The sequence below is a fragment of the Alteromonas naphthalenivorans genome (assembly GCF_000213655.1).
Taxonomy (GTDB): Bacteria; Pseudomonadota; Gammaproteobacteria; order Enterobacterales; family Alteromonadaceae; genus Alteromonas; species Alteromonas naphthalenivorans.
The window spans coordinates 592,033-613,375 of sequence record NC_015554.1; the positions used below are offsets into that span (position 1 = coordinate 592,033).

The 21,343-nt window shown below is 43.3% G+C and carries 18 protein-coding genes; 11 read left to right on the forward strand and 7 right to left on the reverse strand.

The genetic code is table 11. The features are described from left to right. Positions 1 to 291: 291 nt before the first annotated feature. Positions 292 to 2,352 (forward strand): S9 family peptidase, encoded by a 2,061-nt coding sequence (locus tag AMBT_RS02520; RefSeq protein ID WP_013783005.1) that lies wholly within the window; start codon positions 292 to 294, stop codon positions 2,350 to 2,352. 194 nt (positions 2,353 to 2,546) lie between these two features. Here AMBT_RS02520 and dkgB read toward each other — a convergent pair whose 3' ends face one another. The 3 genes from dkgB to AMBT_RS02535 all read right to left on the reverse strand — a co-directional run bounded on the left by dkgB (position 2,547) and on the right by AMBT_RS02535 (position 4,822). Beyond that, on the reverse strand, positions 2,547 to 3,371 hold the full coding sequence (gene dkgB, locus AMBT_RS02525; protein WP_013783006.1) for a 2,5-didehydrogluconate reductase DkgB: 825 nt from the start codon (positions 3,369 to 3,371) through the stop codon (positions 2,547 to 2,549). Between the two features lie 22 nt (positions 3,372 to 3,393). Beyond that, positions 3,394 to 3,594 carry an LLM class oxidoreductase gene (locus tag AMBT_RS02530; protein ID WP_013783007.1) on the reverse strand — a complete coding sequence of 67 codons (201 nt, stop codon included), beginning with the start codon at positions 3,592 to 3,594 and terminating at the stop codon, positions 3,394 to 3,396. Positions 3,595 to 3,658: 64 nt separating this feature from the next. Further along, positions 3,659 to 4,822: an MFS transporter gene (locus AMBT_RS02535; RefSeq protein WP_013783008.1), complete on the reverse strand. Its 1,164-nt coding sequence runs from the start codon at positions 4,820 to 4,822 to the stop codon at positions 3,659 to 3,661. A gap of 289 nt (positions 4,823 to 5,111) precedes the next feature. Here AMBT_RS02535 and AMBT_RS02540 point away from each other — a divergent pair, with 289 nt between their 5' ends. The 5 genes from AMBT_RS02540 to AMBT_RS02560 all read left to right on the forward strand — a co-directional run bounded on the left by AMBT_RS02540 (position 5,112) and on the right by AMBT_RS02560 (position 11,096). Beyond that, complete coding sequence (locus AMBT_RS02540; protein WP_013783009.1) at positions 5,112 to 5,558, forward strand: DUF3010 family protein; 447 nt, start codon at positions 5,112 to 5,114, stop codon at positions 5,556 to 5,558. Between the two features lie 805 nt (positions 5,559 to 6,363). After that, on the forward strand, positions 6,364 to 6,999 hold the full coding sequence (locus AMBT_RS02545) for a PEP-CTERM sorting domain-containing protein (protein ID WP_013783010.1): 636 nt from the start codon (positions 6,364 to 6,366) through the stop codon (positions 6,997 to 6,999). A gap of 37 nt (positions 7,000 to 7,036) precedes the next feature. Then, entirely contained in the window at positions 7,037 to 7,381 is a 345-nt protein-coding gene (locus AMBT_RS02550; protein WP_013783011.1) for a hypothetical protein, read from the forward strand. A gap of 137 nt (positions 7,382 to 7,518) precedes the next feature. Next, positions 7,519 to 10,527: a DUF1194 domain-containing protein gene (locus AMBT_RS02555; RefSeq protein WP_013783012.1), complete on the forward strand. Its 3,009-nt coding sequence runs from the start codon at positions 7,519 to 7,521 to the stop codon at positions 10,525 to 10,527. A gap of 26 nt (positions 10,528 to 10,553) precedes the next feature. After that, positions 10,554 to 11,096 carry a hypothetical protein gene (locus AMBT_RS02560; RefSeq protein ID WP_013783013.1) on the forward strand — a complete coding sequence of 181 codons (543 nt, stop codon included), beginning with the start codon at positions 10,554 to 10,556 and terminating at the stop codon, positions 11,094 to 11,096. A gap of 40 nt (positions 11,097 to 11,136) precedes the next feature. On the opposite strand, the gene prsT is transcribed toward AMBT_RS02560, so the two are convergent. Beyond that, positions 11,137 to 13,923, reverse strand: coding sequence for an XrtA/PEP-CTERM system TPR-repeat protein PrsT (gene prsT / locus AMBT_RS02565; protein ID WP_013783014.1), 2,787 nt, complete (start codon positions 13,921 to 13,923; stop codon positions 11,137 to 11,139). Positions 13,924 to 14,029: 106 nt separating this feature from the next. Then, on the reverse strand, positions 14,030 to 14,926 hold the full coding sequence (locus AMBT_RS02570; RefSeq protein WP_013783015.1) for a PEP-CTERM sorting domain-containing protein: 897 nt from the start codon (positions 14,924 to 14,926) through the stop codon (positions 14,030 to 14,032). Positions 14,927 to 15,289: 363 nt separating this feature from the next. Here AMBT_RS02570 and AMBT_RS02575 point away from each other — a divergent pair, with 363 nt between their 5' ends. Then, positions 15,290 to 15,583: a hypothetical protein gene (locus tag AMBT_RS02575; protein ID WP_232363178.1), complete on the forward strand. Its 294-nt coding sequence runs from the start codon at positions 15,290 to 15,292 to the stop codon at positions 15,581 to 15,583. Between the two features lie 9 nt (positions 15,584 to 15,592). Here the strand turns inward: AMBT_RS02575 and AMBT_RS02580 are convergent, their stop codons facing one another. After that, positions 15,593 to 16,837, reverse strand: coding sequence for a DEAD/DEAH box helicase (locus AMBT_RS02580; protein ID WP_013783017.1), 1,245 nt, complete (start codon positions 16,835 to 16,837; stop codon positions 15,593 to 15,595). Between the two features lie 192 nt (positions 16,838 to 17,029). Here AMBT_RS02580 and AMBT_RS22100 point away from each other — a divergent pair, with 192 nt between their 5' ends. The 4 genes from AMBT_RS22100 to AMBT_RS02595 all read left to right on the forward strand — a co-directional run bounded on the left by AMBT_RS22100 (position 17,030) and on the right by AMBT_RS02595 (position 20,596). Beyond that, the gene (locus AMBT_RS22100) at positions 17,030 to 17,338 is read left to right on the forward strand and encodes a DUF1272 domain-containing protein (RefSeq protein ID WP_013783018.1); all 309 of its coding nucleotides are present in this window, start codon (positions 17,030 to 17,032) and stop codon (positions 17,336 to 17,338) included. Between the two features lie 29 nt (positions 17,339 to 17,367). Continuing rightward, a complete protein-coding gene (locus tag AMBT_RS02585) occupies positions 17,368 to 18,261 on the forward strand; it encodes an O-acetylserine/cysteine exporter (RefSeq protein ID WP_013783019.1) in 894 nt (297 codons plus the stop codon). After that, positions 18,261 to 19,271 carry a GlxA family transcriptional regulator gene (locus AMBT_RS02590; protein WP_013783020.1) on the forward strand — a complete coding sequence of 337 codons (1,011 nt, stop codon included), beginning with the start codon at positions 18,261 to 18,263 and terminating at the stop codon, positions 19,269 to 19,271. Before AMBT_RS02585 ends, AMBT_RS02590 begins: the two co-directional genes overlap by 1 nt. A 152-nt stretch (positions 19,272 to 19,423) precedes the next feature. Next, entirely contained in the window at positions 19,424 to 20,596 is a 1,173-nt protein-coding gene (locus AMBT_RS02595; protein WP_013783021.1) for a PQQ-dependent sugar dehydrogenase, read from the forward strand. A gap of 149 nt (positions 20,597 to 20,745) precedes the next feature. On the opposite strand, the gene AMBT_RS02600 is transcribed toward AMBT_RS02595, so the two are convergent. Next, positions 20,746 to 21,291, reverse strand: coding sequence for an invasion associated locus B family protein (locus tag AMBT_RS02600; protein ID WP_013783022.1), 546 nt, complete (start codon positions 21,289 to 21,291; stop codon positions 20,746 to 20,748). Positions 21,292 to 21,343: the final 52 nt, after the last annotated feature.

Consider the following 21,343-nt stretch of genomic DNA (forward strand, 5'->3'; position numbering starts at 1 on the left):
GACTAATTTACCGAATAAAACTGTAAATATTTCTCGAATAAAGTGTCCGATTTCCTTAGGTAACTACTGTCTTGCTTTCTGTCACCTAATATCAAATGGTTTGCATACTCTCTCAAATTATTACAAACGGATGTCTTAAGGGGATGTAGCGTTTATAGCGAAATACGTTAATTCGCGAAGTATGTTGTAGTATTTGTTTATCTGTGACTATATTAAAAAGCTACTACACAGGGACAAAGGTTAAGCCAAGTAGTATTGGCCCATATACAAGGCTATCTACAAGGAAAGAAAATGAAAAAGATCATTTTTTGTGCGTTCATATTGGGCGTGCTTTTTAACTTACCCGGTTGCGTTACCCAAACAAAGCAAACATCCCAAAAAGCTTCCGATTTATCTAACCCACAAACATTGCCGTCAACGCTTATCCCCAGAGAAGTTTTATTCGGCAATCCAAGCCGCTATCAAGGGCGTGTCAGCCCAGATGGCAACAGCATGAGTTTTAGAGCGCCAGTAGATGGTGTCATGAATATTTGGGTTGGCAAAATTGGTGATTTCGACAGTGCGACCCCCGTTACGCAAGATTCAGGACGCGGTATTCCTCTTCACTTTTGGTCATTAGACAGTCGATATGTATTTTTCACCCAAGATAAAAATGGGGATGAAAATTGGCATTTGTATCGAATAGATTTAGACAGCGGTGACATAAAGGACTTAACTCCTTATGCAGGTGTGCAAGCTAGCCAGATGGATCAGAACGCGGCATTTCCAGGCATAGTTGTTGTTGGTATGAATGACCGCGATGCAAAATGGCACGACGTATATAAGGTAGACGTCGCCACTGGGCAGCGCAGCTTAATTATTCAAAACGACGGTTTTTCTTATTTCGTGCTTGATAATAAGTTAAACGCGCGTGTCGCGGTAAAGACCGCAGAAGATGGGGCAAGCCATGTTTTTATTAAATCCTTTGATGAATGGAATCCTTGGTTTGAAGTTTCCTTCGCAGATTCATCATCTTTCAATATTCTCGGTTTCGATCAACAGAATGAAGGAATATACATGATAGATACGCGGGAGCGAAATACTGCGGCTCTCGTATATCTACCATTAGGAGACACAACGCCTACTTCCATTGCTAGTAGTGATAAAGTAGATGTAACAAATGTACTGTTTCATCCCCGCACCCATAAGCCACTAGCTTACGCACTAAACTATATTAGGCCTGTATGGCACGCCATAGATGATGCTCTCATTGACCCCATTAAACAGCTGAACAGCCAATTAAGTGGCGGCTCACAAGTTTTAGCGCAAACAATTGATAATTCTCTTTGGACTGTATTTACTGACCAAAGTAATCAATCACCTATTTATAAAGTATTTGATACTACAACCGGTGAACTATCGAACTTATTTATTACTCAGCCAGAAATTAATGACCTATCTCTTTCTGTTATGCATGGTGTGGTTATTCCATCACGAGATAATCTAGATTTAGTGAGTTATTTGTCTATACCCTTGGAGGCAGATCCTAACCAAGACGGCAAAGCAGAGCACGCTTCCCCATTGGTTTTATTGGTACATGGCGGCCCTTGGGGGAGGGACGAATTTGGCTTTAACCCTTTAGCGCAATGGCTAACAAATCGAGGGTACAGCGTGTTACAAGTTAACTTTCGCGCTTCAACAGGTTTTGGTAAAGCGTTTGTAAACGCAGGAGATAAAGAGTGGGCGGGTGCCATGCACAACGACCTAATTGATGCGAAAGAATGGGCGATAGAGCAAGGTATTACATCGAATGACCAAGTCGCCATTATGGGAGGAAGTTACGGCGGCTATGCTACGCTAACCGGGCTCACTGTTACCCCAGAAGCATTCCAATGTGGCGTTGATATTGTTGGGCCATCAAACTTAATCACCTTGCTCGACTCTATTCCTCCTTACTGGGAAAGCTTTCGTCAGGTGTTTTATCATGCGATAGGCGACCCAAATACTGAAGAAGGGTTAGCTCTGCTTAAAGCGCGTTCGCCTATCACTCATGTGGACCAGATAGAAAAGCCTTTACTCATTGGACAAGGAGCGAATGATCCTAGAGTAAAACAAGCGGAGTCTGACCAAATCGTGGAAGCGATGAAAAAGCGCAATATTCCTGTAACGTATGTGCTTTACCCCGATGAAGGACATGGTTTTAGCAAGCCTGAAAATAACCTTTCATTTTTTGCCGTTGCTGAAGCTTTTCTAGGCACGTGTTTAGGGGGGCGAATAGAACCGATAGGTGATGATTTCAGTGGCTCTAGCATAAAGGTTGTTCATGGAGCTGAATTCATTCCTGGTTTGGCCGAGCATTTAGGCACTAAATAAAGCGCCAAATCAAAGGGGCAGAGTATATTTTTTTCAGAAAAGTACTCTGCCCCCATTTCTTTTAGCTAACAGTCACCACTGCTTTTTGTTTGGCTTCTTTAGAATAACGAAGCGCATCGTTGAGGTTTTCAAAAGCAAACACTTGGGGTATTTCTGCCAAACCTTCGCTTGCATAATACCTATCTAATACCTCTCTAATCCCACTCTGGGGCAAAGTCTGGTGTGGCCTGACGATCGCCGCAGTCTAGTGCGTCAATTTTTGCAATGTCTTCTGCATCAAGCGTCAGCTCAAGTGCTTTGATATTGGTTTCCAAGTTCTTACGCTTGGTGGATGATGGAATAGTCACAAGGCCGTTGGCAAGCTCCCAGGCCACAACCACTTCGGCTGCGCTCACCCCATGCTTCTCTGCAATGGCAACAATGGTGTCGTCTTTTAACACTTTGCCTACGGCAAATGGCATGTAGCCGGTAACAACAATGCCATGTTTTTCACACGCAGCTCGCACCTTAGTGTTGGTCAGATAAGGATGAACTTCAACTTGGTTAGTGGCAATAACACCTTCACCTAAAATACCTACGGCTTGTTCAACTTGAGCCACCGTAAAGTTAGAAATGCCGATTTCTTTGGTAAGGCCTAACGCTTTCACTTTTAGTAACTCACCTAAGTATTCTTCCATGCTTTCACCGTTTTCTGGTGACGGCCAGTGAATAAGCAGTAGGTCTACGTAATCTAGCTGAAGTTTTGACAAGCTTTCTTTTACACTGTCAACAAAGCTGGCTTTGTTTAGCTTATCGTTCCATACTTTGGTGGTAACGTATAAATCTTCACGTGCTACGGCACTGTCTTTAATAGCCCGGCCCACGGCTTCTTCATTGCCATAAATTTGTGCGGTATCAATGTGGCGGAAACCTACTTCTAGGGCCATCGTCACGCTGTTATATGCTTCTTCGTCTTTTAAACGAAATGTGCCTACACCCAGTGAAGGAATTTTAGACTGTGACTGATTTACGTTAGGCATGATGCCTCCTTGTTAATTTCCGTTACTGATGAAAATGCGGTAGCACGTGCTCAGCAATTCGCTGCATTGCGTCTTCAACCTGCAGCGTATTTCGCCTGAAGTGAAGGCCAATATGGTTAACGCCCGCGCTTTTCATTGCCTTAAGCTCTTTGATAAGCCCGTTTACGCCAGTTTCAACCCCGAATCGGTGGCGTTTTATCGGCGCTTCGTCGTCTTCAACCAAATTAAGGTGAATAAAGCTAACGTAAGGTTTATTTCCCGCAACTTCCCGCCATAAAGCTACGCGTTTAATGTGATCGCTTATCTAAGTAACCGCTGTACCTTGTTACCACTAACGCAGACACAGAAATAGCAGCGCCTATCCATGCGGTGTCAGACAGCTCCATGCCGTCTACAATGGCACCGCCAACAATTGAACCTAACGCAATACCAATGTTGAACGCTGCAATGTTTAGCCCTGAAGCTACATCTACTGCATTTGGTGTGAATTTTTCAGCAAGCTGCACAACATATACTTGCAGGCCTGGTACGTTTCCAAATGCAAACGCCCCCCACACTAGAATAGTAATTACTGCAGCAATTTTGTGACCCATGGTGAAGGTGAGGGCGAACAAAATAATGGCTAGAGCGCTGAAGATAATAGTGAGCGCGCGAATAGGGCCTTTTTTATCAGCTAATTTACCGCCATAAATATTTCCAACAGCAACTGAGGCACCGTAAACCAGCATGATCAAGCTAATCGCAGAAGGCGCAAACCCTGATTCTTGTTGCAAAATAGGCGCAAGGTAAGTGAACGCGGTAAAGGTGCCGCCGTAACCTAAAATGGTCATTAGGTATACCAAAACTAAACGGGGCTGAACCAATACTTTCATCTGCTCGCTTAACGTAGCAGGCTTACTTTGTTTTAAGTTATTTGGCACAAGTAACGCGCTGCCAATAAGCGCAATAGTGCCTAAAGCAGATACCACTAAGAATGTGGCTCTCCATCCATAGCTTTGTCCAATCCATGTGCCAAGCGGTACACCTGTTACCAAGGCAACGGTAAGGCCAGTAAACATAATGGCAATGGCGCTGGCTTCTTTTTCTTTAGCAACCAAGCTGGTGGCGATAGTAGAGCCAATTGAAAAGAACACACCATGGGCAAGGCCAGTTAAGATACGCGCCAGTATTAGGCTTTCGTAACTAGGTGCTTGCCAGGCAAGAATATTACCGGCAACAAACAAAGCCATAAGGCTTAACAGTACGTGTTTTCTGTTCCATTTACCGGTTAACGCAGTTAATACGGGCGCGCCAATGGCTACGCCCACAGCGTAAAGGCTAACGAGTAATCCCGCGCTGGGTAGGGTTACGCCAAGATCTGACGCTATCGTGGGCACTAACCCCACAATCACAAATTCGGTAGTACCAATAGCAAACGCACTTAACGTTAACGCAAATAATGCAATAGGCATTGTTAATCCTCACAAAGATGGCTCAAAAGAGCTGTTATTTAAGTGCACACAGTGTGACGATAAATTTGTTTGTGAAAAACAGCACTAATAACAAAACACTTTTTCGATTTTTGAAAATATAAATGGTGGGGGTAGCAATAATGGGGTCAGTGTACTTTATTGCCTAAAAAGTACTCTGGTCCCATTTCTCGGAACAGATAAAATTGAGTAGATAAAGAAAAACTGCGTGTTGGTAAATATCATCAGCGAAACACGTTATAATGGCTTATAAATGTGAATAGGAATTGATATGAAAGTCTGTGGTGTAGATTTAAAAGGTAACGAAGCAAATGTGTGTCTATTGTCGCTAATAGATGGTTTGTTTCATGTTCCCGACTGCCGTACACGCCGGTTAACATTAGCCGATACCAGTGCTAAAGGGCTCAAAAGCTTTCAAAGTACTTTCGCTAAACTTGTTGCCGACTACAAAATTGATGCTGTGATAATTCGCCAGCGTCAAAGCAAAGGTAAATTTGCTGGAAGCGCTATTGGCTTCAAATTAGAAGCGGCTATTGAATTAATTGAAGGGTTGAATGTAATTGTATATAGCCCAACTGATATTAAAGAATCTTTACGCAGAAACCCAATTTCAGTGCCTTTTGCCGAAACGGGTTTAAAACAGTTTCAAGAACCAGCTTTTACTTCCGCTTATGCATGGTTAATGCAGAACCATTACGCTTCGCAAACAGGCGAATAAATTATGGGGGCAGGGTACTTAATCTTTTAATACTCTTGCCCAACATAACCGTCATGCGGTGGTGAAAGAAACGATCTAGTCCGCCTACAATAGCGCCTTTCTTTTCAGTGTAAATCGCCTTCACCTTCACCTTCACCTATACCACGTTTCGATTGATTACTGATGTACCATTAAGTAAAGGTGTTAAACCAATAGCTTGAGTGAGTTTAGCTGGGCCCGAACATAGTTTTTTGCTAGCAGATTACATTATCACCTTAAAGAGCGCTGACTCATTTTTTGCTTCACGTATGGACAAGATCAAAGCCCGCGGGTTGAATCACCATTGTAAAGAACTACGACATTAGAGTGACAGCGCCGACTAGTGTGCATACTTACAACTGCTACAGAAAACAGTAGATTAACGTGTTTTCTTGCTTTTAACCGTTGTACGTAAAAAAGGCTGACAATTATCCTCGAATATACCTGGTAAAGTGCTAATTCAAAGCGCCAATTATGTTGCCCATTCATTGAAATTATTTTTAACTTAAAAATTAAATTTCATTAACATGGCTGGAAATTCTATTTAATTTCAAATGTATAAACCCCTTTCTGAAAACCTAATTCCACAAATTAACGATGTTGTCTGCACAAATATTCACCGATTTGGCCTGCGTAATGCATAGTCATTCGCGGATTGCGCACATATAAAACAAGCCATTGAATGGACTTAGCAACGGAATGCTACTGTAGTTTGGTCAAATCTCCGCCTGCTCTTTCAATTGCTGCTCCACGCAACTCTGAATAACTAGTTAAAAAAGGAATAACTATGTCTATCTCAAAAAGTACGTCTAAGCTACGCCTAGCAATACTTTCTATGGTATTGCTATTAGGTTTCAGTACAACTGCGAATGCAGCCATTATTACACTTACGCCAAGCTCTTCAGCCTTGAACGTTGGTGATATTGTAACCATCGATTTTGTTATCAGTGATTTAGTAGCTGGCGCTGCACCTAGCCTCTCGGCCTACGTTGTTGATGTATTGTTTAATAATGCTTTGTTTAACTTCGTCAGTGTCTTTAGTTACGGTACAGATTTGGGGGCTTCACTCAATAGCCCTGTAGAGAACATACCCCCTCTCATACTACCTGGTATTGTAGGTGTGTTTGATTCTACATTCGAATCGGCCGCATTTTTAGATACTAACCAACCAGCAAGTTTCACAATGTTTTCTATGATATTTCAAGCATTAAACGTAGGTACTGGGGGGTTCACCATCGACACATTTATGTCTAGTTTCTCGAACTCAGACAGTACGGGATTGATTGACATTACCGCAATAAATACCACTAGCGTCAGCATTACTAACGAGGTGTCTACCGTTTCTGAGCCAGCTACTGGTGTATTGTTTCTCACTTTGGTTGCAGGAATTTTAGCCGCCAATCGCCGTCGTCGTGTGTCTTAGGGGCATACGCGATTCTTTTTCATGAAGGAATATGATCATGAAACATCTCGTAACAAAAGCCGTTGCTGGAGTGATATTGTCCGGCGTTACCCTGGTAGCCTCTGCCGACTCTATTGGCCTTAGCTTTGATGTGATAGCTAAGTCTAGTAGCCAAGTGGAATTCAACTTACTTGCCGAGAATATCGGTACCCAACCCATCTATAACGTCATTATTGAACCTAGCTTTGAAGAAATCTCACAACTTAATTACGGTGACCTATCAGCCGGTTCCCAGGAAGGTAGATATGTCAACCTTCAATGGGCGGCAGACGAACCACCTACACTAAGTTGGAAGATTACTTATGTCGATGCTAACGGCAATACCGTCGTAGAACATCAATAAATAACGTTTACCAGGCACTATTCTCGCAGTCTTCTTTGTCTTAGCCGTTCTAAAAGTGTGAGCAACCCACACACACATTATGGATTCGTGTGTATTGGGGGCTATTGTGCCGACAAAAGAGAAATAAGGATATCACCATGAATGTATTTAAACGGTATGGCCAATCGCTGCTTATCGCGCTTGCTTTGTGCGCGGCAACAGTTGCTAACGCCAAAACCGACCTCGTCTTTATTGTCGATGGCTCCGGCAGTATTAACAGTAGTGACTGGAATATTCAGCGACAAGGTATTGTTGCTGCCATTCAAGACACTCTCGTTGTGCCACGTGACGGAAGTATTTCAATTGCTGTCATCCAGTTTGCTGGCTCAACGCGGATAGAATTTCCCCATCGTTTAATTGACTCTGAAGCAGACGCGCAAGCTGCCATTTCGGCTGTTCAGTCAATGAGCCAATTCAGGGGCTCAACAGGCCCAGGTAACGGAATAAACACCGCAACAAGTCATCTTATCTCTATTGGCGCGCTGGAGGACGATTTCCAAAGTTACTGTCTGTCTACCGACGGTAATCGCAATACAGGGGATACTGTTCAAAACGCAATTAGCACAGCACAAAGTGCTAATTTCATTCTTGATCGTTTTAGTGTGATCGCAATTGAAGATCCACCTTATTTCGATGCGACCGATGCTGCGAACAGTTATGACCCTCACGTATTCGGCGGTGGGGCCGTGTTTGTGGTTACAAGTTTTACCGAATTTGCCGGTTTCGTTGGTTCACTTTGTATGGGTGAACCTTTGAAACTGGTGGGTATGGAAGTTACACAGGTTGTGCAGGACTTGGATAACAAAGTGCAGCTTGTTGAGAAAAAGAAAACCTTAGTCAGAACTTATATCGAACCCAAAGACGGCACTGATCCTGTAAAAGCAACCGCGCGCTTGAAAGGATCGCGTGGCGGGGTTGACCTTCCAGGTTCACCATTAACTGCCAGTAATTCTGGTGGCTCAATTGTGGCTAAACCCGATGCGCTATCTCGTCGTGACACCTTAAGCGACAGCCTAAATTTCCAACTGCCTGACTCTTGGCTTTCTGGTAGTGTAGAGCTTGAGCTTGAAGCGGTTGGTGGCACTCTTGATTGCATGGAAAGTGCAGGCCCAACTGCAAACGATTGTATGTCTACGGTTACCTTTAACCAAGGCTCTGAGCTTGAAGTAAAATTCGTCAAAGTTAAATACGAAAAATCGGGCTCCACAATCCAACCAAGTAATGCTGATTTAAACGAGTTAGAGCAACGTTTACTAGCTACTTTCCCAACATCTAAAATTGATCGTACTACTGGTACGTTAGATATGGGTGCCAGTGGCGATCCGAAGGTCGATGATGTGCTTAGTCGCCTTGAGTCTATGCGTTTCTTAGACTTTTGCTGGGATTTGTTTGGATGTGAACGTCTTTATTACGGAGCAGTGGATCAAACGGGTCGTCTACTAACGTCTAGCGGCGGTGGCACTGGTGGCAAAGCTAACGGTATTCCTGGCTCAGTTTCCGCTGGGGTGATTCAAGATGGAAACAGCTACGGGCGTAACCGTCACGGACACGAGATTGCGCATACAATGGGGCGCCATCATGCCTCGAATGCGGCATTAGTTGGTACGCAAGTGTTCGGTACAGAAACCTATGAAAAAGGAGCTTGTGGCTCATTTGCGGAAGAAAGCGCACCGAATTTCCCGAATATCTTTAACGTATCGGGAACCCTGCGCGCAACTCTCGGCCCGATGAGCTCAGGCGATAATAAGGTAGTTTATGGCTGGGATAGCCAACGTAATTCAGTTGTTGACCCCAATACAACTTTTGCCATGATGAGTTATTGTAGCGGTTTCCGCTGGCCTTCAGATTTTAACTACGAAGGTATCCGCTCGTACATTAACACTAATTTTTCAACGGCAAGCCTTATTGGGCCATCTCCACTTGCAGTTGAAAGCTTTTCAACACAGGCTGCAAGTTACACTCAGTGGAAATTAATCCGCGGTATTATCGATTTGAACAATCACTCTGTTCAGTTCTTGCCAGCGTTGCCATTTGAGCTACCTACGGGGGTGATCCCACCTAACCAAGATGGTACTAGCTATATTCTCGAAGTTAAAAATTCATCGGGTAATATTATAGACTCAGTGCTATTTACACCTGCCATGCTGGAAGGCGATGGTGAGACTGGCGGGGGAGCAGGCCAGCCCGACAATGGTACTGCGCTGATGTTAGTACCAATAATGAGTTCTTCAGATATATCAATGATTACAGTCAGACGCACCGCCAACAATGATATTGTTGGAACGCAAACGGCAAGTGATAATGCGCCTGAAGTTGAAGTGACTTTCCCGAATGGTGGTGAAATATTAAATCCACCTGACGTAGATATCGTTTGGGCTAGCAGTGATGATGATTCTTCTGACGTATTAACACACACCGTGCAGTTCAGTCCAGATTCGGGAACAACATGGGAAACACTGGTAACAGACTTTCCAGGAAATACGCTTAATGTATCTCTTTTTGATCTTGCTCAGACAACACAGGGGCTAGTACGCGTAATTGCTTCTGACGGTTTTCTGTCTGGTAGTGATGAGTCTGATAACATATTCACTACGCCCAATACACCGCCATCTTGCCAGATAACTTCTCCTGTAAATGGCGCGTCGTTTGTAGGAGTGCAGCCTATCAACCTAAGCGTATTTACTCACGATACTGAAGAGGGTACAGTGAGTAATATTCAATGGAGCAGTAACTTAGATGGCAACCTGGGTAACGGAGAAACCATCCAAACTGAATTGGGAACTGGAATAAATGCGTCTGGTATTCGTCGTCTTCGCGAAGGTACACATATCATCACTATGAACTGTACTGATGGCGGTGGCTTGTCTGCACAAGATACAATTTCCATTTCCGTAAGCCTGATCCAGCAACAAATTAAAGGTGATGCGGATAACGATGGTGATGTAGATCGCAATGACATCCTGTTGCTAAGACAAGATCTCGGTAAGCCGACTGATGGCAGTAGTTGTGGTGCGAAATGTGACATGAACGATGACGGTGTTATCAATGCACTTGACTTACGCTTCTGTACTCTCGCTTGTACTCGTCCAGCTTGTGCAGTCAATTAGTAAGGTGCGGCTAAGGTGGTAACGCGTTGGCCGACATGTTAATGAAGTTGAAGGGCGGTTTTCTCATTGGTATCTTTGTCATCTTCTCATGTAGTGAAGAGACAAATATACACCCAGAGCAAGCCGCTCTTTCTGCTCCCCCCTCTATACTTTCAGGCAAAGTTGAGTATGTCAGCGATGTCTCTTCCATGGCTAATCAGTTTTATTCTAACGCGGATATATTGGTTATAAACGAACCAAAAACACTGACTACATTTTGGGGAGATTATGGAAAAAACCAGAACTCGTCGTTCGATATAGCCAAAATACAACAGCTTGAGTCTTCCGTTCAGTTAGCGCAGCAGGGGTGGATAATGACATCTCTCGATTCTCGAGGAGTCTTCAACACGGCTACTCCCGAAGGCCCCTTCGTTGTTTGTTTAGCGAACATTTCAACAAAAACCAAACAGGGCTATTGGATGATTGAAGGATGTACTGATCAAATTCCTCTCCCTCAACGTCAAGAAACACTAATCGTTACCTTTGGCGAATCTGGTGTGGGCTATTACTGGGAAAAACCAGCAGATTGAAGCAATATGCTGGCAATAAAGGATGTAAAGCATATATGCGTTAAAGAGAGTTGAATAAAACTCTGGCTTGGTCTTGCTCTGTAAAAGGTAAATCTGAAGCAAGTGCATTGGCAAGTTCTACTTTAGCCTGCTGATGTTTTCCTTGCTTTAATAGCACGAAGCCTAGGTGGTACATAATACTAGGATCGACGGCGTCGAAAGAATAGGCCTTTCTTAAATTAGGCAACGCTTCAGTGTAGTTGCCCTGACGTGCCAAAATCCATCCATAAGTATCTAAAATTTGCGGTGTATTTGGCGAAAGCGATAACGCTTCTTCAGCGTACTCTAGTGCTTTTGGTAAGTCGTTTTTCATCTCTATGTAAGCGAGATTATTTAAGACAGTAGCTTTGTCAAAAAGCGCATCTATCTTTGATAAAAATTCATAGTGCGTCTTTGCCTTATCATGTTCATCTTGGGTTAGATAGAAATCTGCTAATAGTCTTTTATGGAAATAGGCGTTTGGATATTTCTCAACGTAAGGATGCATAAGTGCTTCAAAAGCGATAAACATGCTTTCACTACTAGCGCTTTGAAATAGTGAAGCTGCGTGTATTGAAGTATGAGGGTCAAGTTTAAACGCGCGTGAAAATGCGCTGAACGCTTTTTGTTTATCTTTGGTCACATTATAAAAATTGCCGGCTAGCAGATAAACTTCAGGGCTGTTAGGCGCTTTGGCCTGAATGGCCTTAATCTCTTTTTCCAAACCATCAAGCTGATTGGCTCTTAAGTTAAGTTTAGCTTCTTCTAATGCGATGGTTACGCTGTTTGGTGCAATCGCTTTAGCATCGTTTAGCGAGGTACGTGCGCCAGTTAAATCATTTGCGCTCACCTGTAACTTACTGAGCTTAACGAGGAGTCTAGGGTTGTCGTTCCAAAGGCCATATAAAATATTAAGCGCTAATTTGGCTTTTTCATATTGTCCTACTTCCGTTAAAAGCGACGCTTTAGCAATTAATGCAGTTTGATCTAGTCTGTTTTGCTTCAGCAGTTCACCTACTTCTATCAGTGCATTTTCGTGCTGTTGAGCATTGGTGTAGATTTCTAATAGCAAGCCTGAAATGGCAGTGCTTTGCGCTATATCCCTTTTAGCGGCTAGTAAGAGTGACAATGCGGCCTCGATATCATCAGACTTCGCCAACGACTCCCCTAAAAGTAGCGTATGTGCTAGGCTGGGATCGCGTTGGAATAGCTGTTCAGCAATGACTAGCGCCTCATCAACTTCATTCAATTTGAGCAAAACTTCCGCATGTAAAATTAAAGCCCCCGGAGTGTTAGGTTTGAGCTTTACAACCTCTTGTGTAATGGCGCTAGCCGCTTCTAAATTACCCCAATTATCCTGAACTTTTGCCTCGAGTAATTTAAGCCTACTCATATCTTCAGTTGTGGCATAAAGGTCTTTAATGTCATCTAAAGCTGCTTGATACAAGGACGTCTGCATTTTTAATTGAATGCCCAACAGCTTCAGCTGCTCGTCTTGTGCTTCGCTAAAGGTTTCATTGAATACAGTTAGGGCATCGTCAAAACGGCCGCGCTCTATTAACGAGTTCATACGCACATAACTAAACGTTGCTTGTGACCCATGAATAAATTCTGCTTGTTCAAGAAGCCTGTCACATTTAAAGCTACGATTGTTTTGAATATATAAATTACACAAGGTCACTGTCAGCGGTATATTGCGAGTAACCAAGCTTTGCCGTCTATCTAATAGCATTAGGGCATCTGTCGGCGTATCCAGTTTGATGAATGTATCAGCCAGTAAGGCTAGTGCTTTTACACTGCCATCATTATTCGCAAGGTAAGTAGAAAATGCCTTCGCGGCGCTTTCATAATCTTCATTTAAGTACGACGCAAATGCATTGATAAATTGCAGCTCTTGGCTACTTTGCATAATATCTTCAGGCAATAAAGTTAGTGCTGCTAAAAGTTCGTCGAATACTTGCTTGGCTATCTCGGTTTGATTGTTCTTAGCGCGAAGCTGCCCTAAAAGTAATTTAACGTAAGGGTCCCCGGGGGTTTGATCTACTATTGTTTGGACAATTTTTAGTGCGGCATCATTACTGTCTATAGCCATATAGGCACTCGCCAAAGAACGCATGATAATGGGGTTTTCAGCAGACAAAGAGTGGGCGTTTTCCAAGAAACTCACCGCCTCTTGTGTATTACCTTGTTGATAGGCTAACTGACCGCGTAAATGAAGTGTTTGAGGGTTTTCTCCATACTCTCTTGATGCTATTTGGATATAAGATTTGGCTTTCTCAAAATTGCCTATGTAGAGGTAGTGGGATGCATAAGTTTGTAAAACGCGTAAGCTATTGGGTTGTAGTTCATTTGCTTGGTTTAAATATTGTATGGCTTCTTCAGGCTTTGCCGTTTGATGCTGCGCGCTGCTTTTAATCAGCAGTAATTCGAAAGCTATATCTTGCTTCAAACTAGAAGTATCAATACCCAAAATACGTGAGTAACTTTTCAACACAAGTAATGCTCGCGCGATTGTCACTGCGGTGAGGTTTTTATCAGCCCCTAGTTGTTCCGCATCATATAGCTCTTGTAAAGCAGCATCAAAAAAACCTTTTGTGTAGAGTATTTTTCCCATTAATATCTTCGAGGGCACGTGGCTTGGATTGGCCGCAAGAGCATTCTTCAAATGAATATATGCGCTTTCCGTGTCTTTTTGTGACATGGACTCTAAAGCAGACTCAAAATACTGCTCTTCAACCTCAATAGCTTTGCTCGATACAGAAAACAGCAGAAAAATTAAAGTGATGATGACAAGACGATTGTAATACATGAAGCAACCATTTGGCCTAGATAGGAATTTCAGTTTACGTAAGAATGTAAAGTGGATAAACAAAAACGACGCTTTACAGCGCCGTAGTGTCTCATTTGTAGCAAAGCTATTTCGACTTTTTACGTCTTAGCAATATTAAACCAGCACTTAAAAACAACGCTATGCCTGCGGGTTCAGGAACTTCTGTGGCTTTTACAATAAGGTTATTGATGGCGCCTGAGCCTGGAAGGTTAACTACCAGTTTAGTTACGTTAGTGTACAGCGATGCCAATTCCGTAGAAACAAAGTCTTTTCGTGCGTATTCATTGTTGCCTGGCGCTAGCACTTGGGTGCTGCCTGATGTGCCGTCGGCATAAAAAAAGTAGATGAGGTTTTGAGGCGACGTTGTATCTGTACGTTCAACCCCTTCAACGTCGAAAAAGTCTAAATTAAGAACATCTACTGGGCCATTGGTAAAATCAAATACAAAGAAACCACCGGGACGCGTCGCTTCATCATCTGGGTTTGTGCACGTTATTGCATCGCAAGCATGCTCATTTAAAATTAACGCATTCCCAGGGCGAGACCATAAGCCGCCTCCGGTTCCCGCTTGAGCTTTGATGTCTGCATAGTAGCTTTTGTAGTCGGTGAGCTGATCGTACTCATCGCCCGAGATAGCGCCTAACCAGCTACCGTTAACCTTGTCAAATTCAAGGTCAGGATCTTGAGTGTTGTTAGCCTGCGTATTAAAAGCTGCCTGTCTACTGCTATAATCTGGGTTAGTAGCATTTGAATCGTCATTACACACGCCCGTAACTCTATTTGTACCAGCAGCGGCGGCACCGTTCGTATTACAGCTTGAAATTAATATGCCCCAGTCAGCGTATTCGTCATCGATAACCTGTCCATTTTGAATTTTATTTAGATTTGCATCCAAATCAAAATCGACGACTCTAACTGTAGCCAGCACATTTGCTGACGACACACATAAAACAACACAAACCAACTGCTTTAACGACAACATTTAAGTTAAGCTCCATAATACGTTAAGTTTCACTTAAGCATGGATTGGGCCATCATTTAACCTCATGAATTAAAAGAGTTTGTTTTTAATTTTAACGTCAATTGTAAAGAAAGTTGACAGAGTGAGATAGAACTTCTTATACCTTAGTCTTAAGGTGCTGAGGTGAGATTTAAAGTGATGTGCCTTCATTCAACCTTCTCTTAGTATTTGCCAAAACTCATCTCACTGACTCAATACTTACCAAAAGTGCGCGGGCTCTATTCCATACTGGAAAAATAAACAAAATTTGCCGATAATCAAATCTTTAAACTATTGAAAGATAAAATGGAAACTCGACTCCCTCTGTACAAAAAGTTGTTGGTGATGTGTCGTATTGAACCTGGCTGCCTTGGGCCGCAGGGAGCAGACTATGTCGAGGAGTTCTGTGTTTTTGCTAAACAAAAACTGAAAGACAACCGTGGCCACTGTTTGCGTTGGGTTGTTAAACCTCGATATGACAAATCACTTCCTGAGCTAGAGTTTCAGATGAAGAACATTACGGTATCGCGTGAAAATGCTGACAAGTATATGAACAGCTTCGATATTGATATTGATGTTTTCGAAGAAGAGTTGGAAGAAACCCTTGCCGATTTAGTTGATGTGTTTTTTGAGCGATGAAGCGCTAAACTAGCGACGCTTTCTACGCCCTTTCGATCTACCTTTACCTTTCGGCTTGTCGTCAGCCTCAAAATTCCCGTATAAGTCTTCTTCAATCTTAGCAGCGGGTGGCTTCGGTTTTGGCTTCGGCGCAAATTCGGCAATGAAGGTCTTTTTAAATTGCCTGCCAAGAAGACGTTCGATGGTTTTTAGCTGCTTTGCTTCGTCGTCGCTGAATAGCGAAATAGCCAAGCCCTCTGACGACGCTCTGCCTGTACGGCCAATTCTATGAATATAGTCCTCAGCTACATAGGGCAGGTCGACATTAATCACGCATGGCAATTGCTGAATATCAATGCCTCTAGCGGCTAGGTCTGTTCCAATCAGTACTTTAATGCTGCCATCTCTAAAACCATTTAACGCTAATGTGCGTGCTTGCTGCGTTCTATTGGCATGAATAGACTCTGCAACAATACCTTTCGCTTCAAGTTCATTCCTTAACTCATCTGCGCCGCGTTTGGTACGCGTAAATACCAATATTTGAGACCAGTCATTATTTTCAATAAGGTGAATAAGAAGCTCGTTTTTTCGCTCTTTATCTACCGGATGCAATATTTGCGTAATCTTTTCAATGTGATCTTTAGCCCTAGCTAACTCGATAGTTTTAGGGGTGTTCAGCATCGTGGTTGCTAATGTTTTAATTTCTTTTGAAAACGTGGCTGAAAAGAGTAGCGTTTGACGTTTCTCTGGCAGAAGCTTTTGTATGTGATGAATATGGTCAATAAACCCTAAGTCCAGCATGCGGTCGGCTTCATCTAGCACCAATATTTCAAGGTGCTCGAAGTTAATATCACCTTGTTCATACAAATCTAGCAAGCGCCCTGGTGTTGCGATGAGAATGTCTACACCTTGGGCTAACGCATATTTTTGAGGTTCAATTCGCACGCCACCAAACACGGCGGTTGAGCGGACTTTTAGATTCTGGCTATATTGTTCCACGTTCTGGGCAACCTGTGCGGCAAGCTCTCTAGTAGGAGCTATGATTAGCGCGCGTACACAGTTAGGCTCAGAGCGAGGCTTGTCTGCCAATAGCTGCAAAATAGGCAGTGAAAAACTCGCTGTTTTCCCCGTTCCTGTTTGTGCAATCGCAATAAGGTCTTGTTTACTTAATATTGCTGGAATGGCTTCCTGCTGAATTGGAGATGGGGTGGTATAGCCCTTTTCAGCAACGGTATTTAAAAGTTCAGTACACAGGCCTAGCGCGCTAAATGACATAAAAGGGGAACCCACAACGCATTAAATTTGGCGTCATGATATTTGAAAATAAGAGTAGAGTACACTGCCTACCTTAAAACACACTATTTCTTACTTATGTCCTTTTTGACCCGCTAAGATTAAGTTTTTGCCCTACCATCCATGTACAAACAGGCATAATATCGTTATCAACAACCATCTGGGCATACCTCTATGTTGATACTTAAACCTAATTGCGAATGTTGTAATGCATCTTTACCTGCCAACTCATCAAAGGCTTACATTTGCACTTACGAATGTACATTTTGCGAAGATTGTTTGAAGGGAATATTGCAAGGCGTTTGCCCTAACTGCGGGGGGGACTTGCAACAAAGGCCTATACGCCCTGTAAAAGCGTATCGTCCGGGTTTGGGTTTACGGCATCATAGTGCAAGTAAAAAGAAGGTTGTCGGGCAACTCAGTGAGCAAGAAATCACTACATTTGTAGACACTATAAAGCATATTCCGGCGCATCAGCGCTAATCAATAAACGGCAACGAAAAGGGTAGGGTATGTTAGGTAAAGATTTGTTGATCGCTATATTTATTGTGGTGATATGGGGCGTGAATTTCGTTGCAATTGCTTGGGGGTTAGAAGGTATGCCTCCTTTACTTATGGGCGGTTTGCGCTTTCTATTAGTGGCTTCGGTGGGGGCTTTATTTTTTAAACGACCCAATACCCCATTTATATGGTGGGTGGCCTATGCTGTGCCTATTAGCTTTCTGCAATTTGCATTTTTATTTTCAGCTATGGCCTATGGGATGCCCGCTGGGTTAGCGTCGCTTGCGTTGCAAGCACAGGCGTTGTTTACCATGATTTTTGCTATGTTTTTTCTAAAAGAATCAATAAAGAATTATCAAGTGTGGGCCTTTTTTATTGCCGCGTTTGGCTTAACTTTTATTGCACTAAGTAAAGACGACCATAGCATCACAGCCCTAGGGTTCGGTTTAACCATGGCAGGTGCGGCTAGCTGGGCTTTGGGTAATATTAGCGCGAGAAGCATTAGCAATCGAGGCTTTAATTCGAACGTTAATTTAGTGGTTTGGAGCGCATGGGTACCGCCTATTCCATTTTTCATCGGCAGTTATTTAATTGAAGGGCCCGAGCAAATTATTACTAGTTTAAGTGGGTTTAGTTGGGTGTCGTTTGGCGCGTTACTGTATCTGGCGGTTGGCGCCACTATTACGGGATATGGGCTTTGGAGCTATTTATTAACTCGCTACCCAGCTGGCCAAATTGCGCCGTTGTCGTTAGGCGTCCCCGTTGTAGGGTTAAGCTCTGCTGCGCTCATGCTTGGTGAGAGTATTACGCCTATGCAGTGGCTGGGTATTATTTTGGTTTTGTTTGGCCTGCTACTTAATACCTTTGGTGGTCGCTTTCGCCGTAAAGTGGCAGTGAGTGTGTGATGGCTGAATTTGATAGCACTTTTGAAGCAGACGCTTTCGATGCTGGCGTGAATACAAATGCCGATACCGACATTATTCCTATCTACATAGTATTGCTTCCAGAGCTTTTAATGTTAGACGTGGTAGGCCCTGCAGAGGTTTTTGCTTATGCAAATCGCTACGGAAAACCCCATTTTAAACTGCATTTTGTTGGGCCGCAGACCACGCTTAAAAACTCCCTAGGTATGAAGTTGTCGGTTGACCCTCTACCAAAAACGGTTGAACCAAACGCTTGGCTACTAGTTACGGGCATGGTGGGTAACGAAATTAAGCTTGATACGCCGTCGCTGCAAAAGGTGTGTGTGTGGTTAGCAGAACAGCAATTTGCCAAAGTGATCAGTGTTTGTGCGGGTGCGTTGGTATTGGCAAAATCGGGGTTACTGAAGAATAAAAAATGCACCACACACTTTATGCACTGCAACGAGTTATCTGCTTTACTTACCTCTAAGCAAGTACTTGAAAACCGCTTGTTTGTGCAAGATGACAATGTATATACCAGTGCTGGCGTATCAGCTGGAATTGATTTAGCGCTTCACTTAGTACAACAGCAAATTGGCCCCCAAGTATCGGCAAAGATAGCCAGACAAATGGTGCTTTTTATTCGCCGAGGTATGCAAGATCCTAGTTTGTCACCGTATCTGGAGCACAGAAACCATTTGCAGCAAAGAATTCATAGAATTCAAGATAAGATTCAGCAAGATCCGGCTAAAAGTTGGAGTGTAGACGAACTGGCTGACTTAGGGCATTGCAGTAAACGCCACTTTGCACGCATATTTAAAGACAGCACCGGCATTACCAGTAAAGAGTATATTTACAAGTTACGATTAAGTTTGGCCCAGCAGCTTTTGCAGCACTCGCCGTTGCAAGTAGAAGAAATCGCCCAGCGGTGTGGGTTTGAAGACCCAAGGCAGTTTAGGCGTCTTTGGGCCAGGTACCACAGCAGCCCGCCTTCATCCTATCGATCAGAATAACGGGGCAGCGAAACTAATCAAAATTAGTCGATGTTAGCGCAAGTGAGCCGTACCGATTAAACACCCGTAAACATCGTTACTCATTCATCATTTGCGTGCCACATTTAGGTGTGACAAGTACTACGCGAACCTTTATAAGGTTAACTATCACTATGCGAAAACGTATCACGCGACAAAAAGTAGCTTTGCTTTTTACTATGCTAGCAACCTCCTTCGTTGCGTCGGCTCAGTCTGGCTCTCCTGCAAAGGTCGAGTTGAAAGGCAGCAAGGGCACTACGCTTGTCGGAGAAGCCATAACATCATTCGAAAACCCTTGGGCAATGGCATTTTTACCTGATGGGCATAGTTTAGTAACAGAAAAGGCTGGCACACTATGGTTGCTTGATAAAAACCAGCAGAAGCGCTTTGCAGTAACGGGTACTCCAAACGTTACACCGCGAGGGCAAGGTGGCTTGGGCGATGTAATTGTTCACCCTGAATTTAAAACGAATAGCACCATCTACATTTCCTACATAGAGCGCGATCCTAAAGACGATGCCTACAGCGGGGCAGTGATTGAGCGCGCAACACTAAATATTTCTGATAGCGGTGCAAATTTGTCTGACAGAGAAGTTATTTGGCATCAATCACCGAAAGTAACCGGAAATGGGCACTATTCACATCGTATGGCGTTTTCGCCGGACGGCTACTTGTTTATTACGTCAGGAGACAGGCAGAAATTTACGCCAGCGCAAAACATGGCGATGAACTTGGGAAAAATTTTGCGCTTAAATGCAGATGGAAGCGTGCCACAGGATAATCCATTTTATGGCAACGGTAGCGTGACAGAGCAAATATGGACGCTAGGGCACCGTAACCCATTGGGTATTGATTTCGACGAACAGGGGAATTTATGGTCCCATGAAATGGGGCCCCGTCATGGTGATGAGCTTAATATTATTGAAAAAGCGCGCAACTATGGTTACCCCATCGTTTCGCAGGGCGACCATTATTCAGGTGTAAAAATACCGAACCACGAAGATTATCCTATTTATAAAGCACCCGAAAATGCGTGGGTACCTGCTATAAGCCCAGCGGGTTTTATTATTTATAAAGGTGATTTACATAAAGGTTGGAAAGGGAATGGTTTCATTGGCGGCTTGTCTTCAGAAGCGCTAGTGCGGGTTACGTTTAGTCAAGATGGTCAAAAGTGGAATGTTGAAGAGGCGGAACGTTACGAATGGGGTAAACGGATTCGTGAAGTTGAACAAGATAACAAGGGCAACATATATGTACTTGAAGACAAAGAAGGTGGCCGCTTAATAAAACTTCGGCCCAATAATTAGCAGGCTAAAAGCGTATTAGGTTAAATTAAAAGAGCACAAAAAAGCCCGAGTAAATCGGGCTTTTTACCTACCAATCGGTCAAAATGCGTAGCGGGCATTTAGGCCCATAAATTCTACATCTACCGTTTTAGCCTGTTTCTTACTTGCTATTAATTACTGTGGGTTAGCAATTTTTCGTAGGCTTGCGTGAAGCCACTAAGAGAAAAGGGGAGTGTTGTTTGTTCTTTTTCTGTATTCATAAAAGCAACCATAAAGCGTTTGCCATTTTTAAGCTCTGCTAGCATGGTATCGTCTGCAACCATATTGGTTTCGCACACTTTAGTGTCACATTGCTGAATACTAACGCGAATTGGCTTACTTTCATCTATTTTTATCCCTAGACCATATTCTTTCGCCGCAGTATTGCTAAACCTGAGGGTAACAATAGGTAGTTTTTGCGAAGAAATCGCAATATTTATAGCACCTACAATACCCGCCTTTTCCTTGTTGCGAGAAATTAAAACTTGGCTAATGAAACAATGTTTATTTTTACATTGATAGCTCCACCTTTCTGAGACGCTGCTTTTTGAAGACATTGAAGGCGTAGTTGATGTAGATGTTGAACTCGAGGATGTTTGTGCCCCAGGATTGAGTGAGAATATGAGATAAAAGGCGGCAAATGTCGCAAATCTGGTCTGCGATAATATGAAACTCATGGTCAATTTCCAGTGTAAACAAAGAAGGGGCTGCGAAGCCCCAAATACGTAA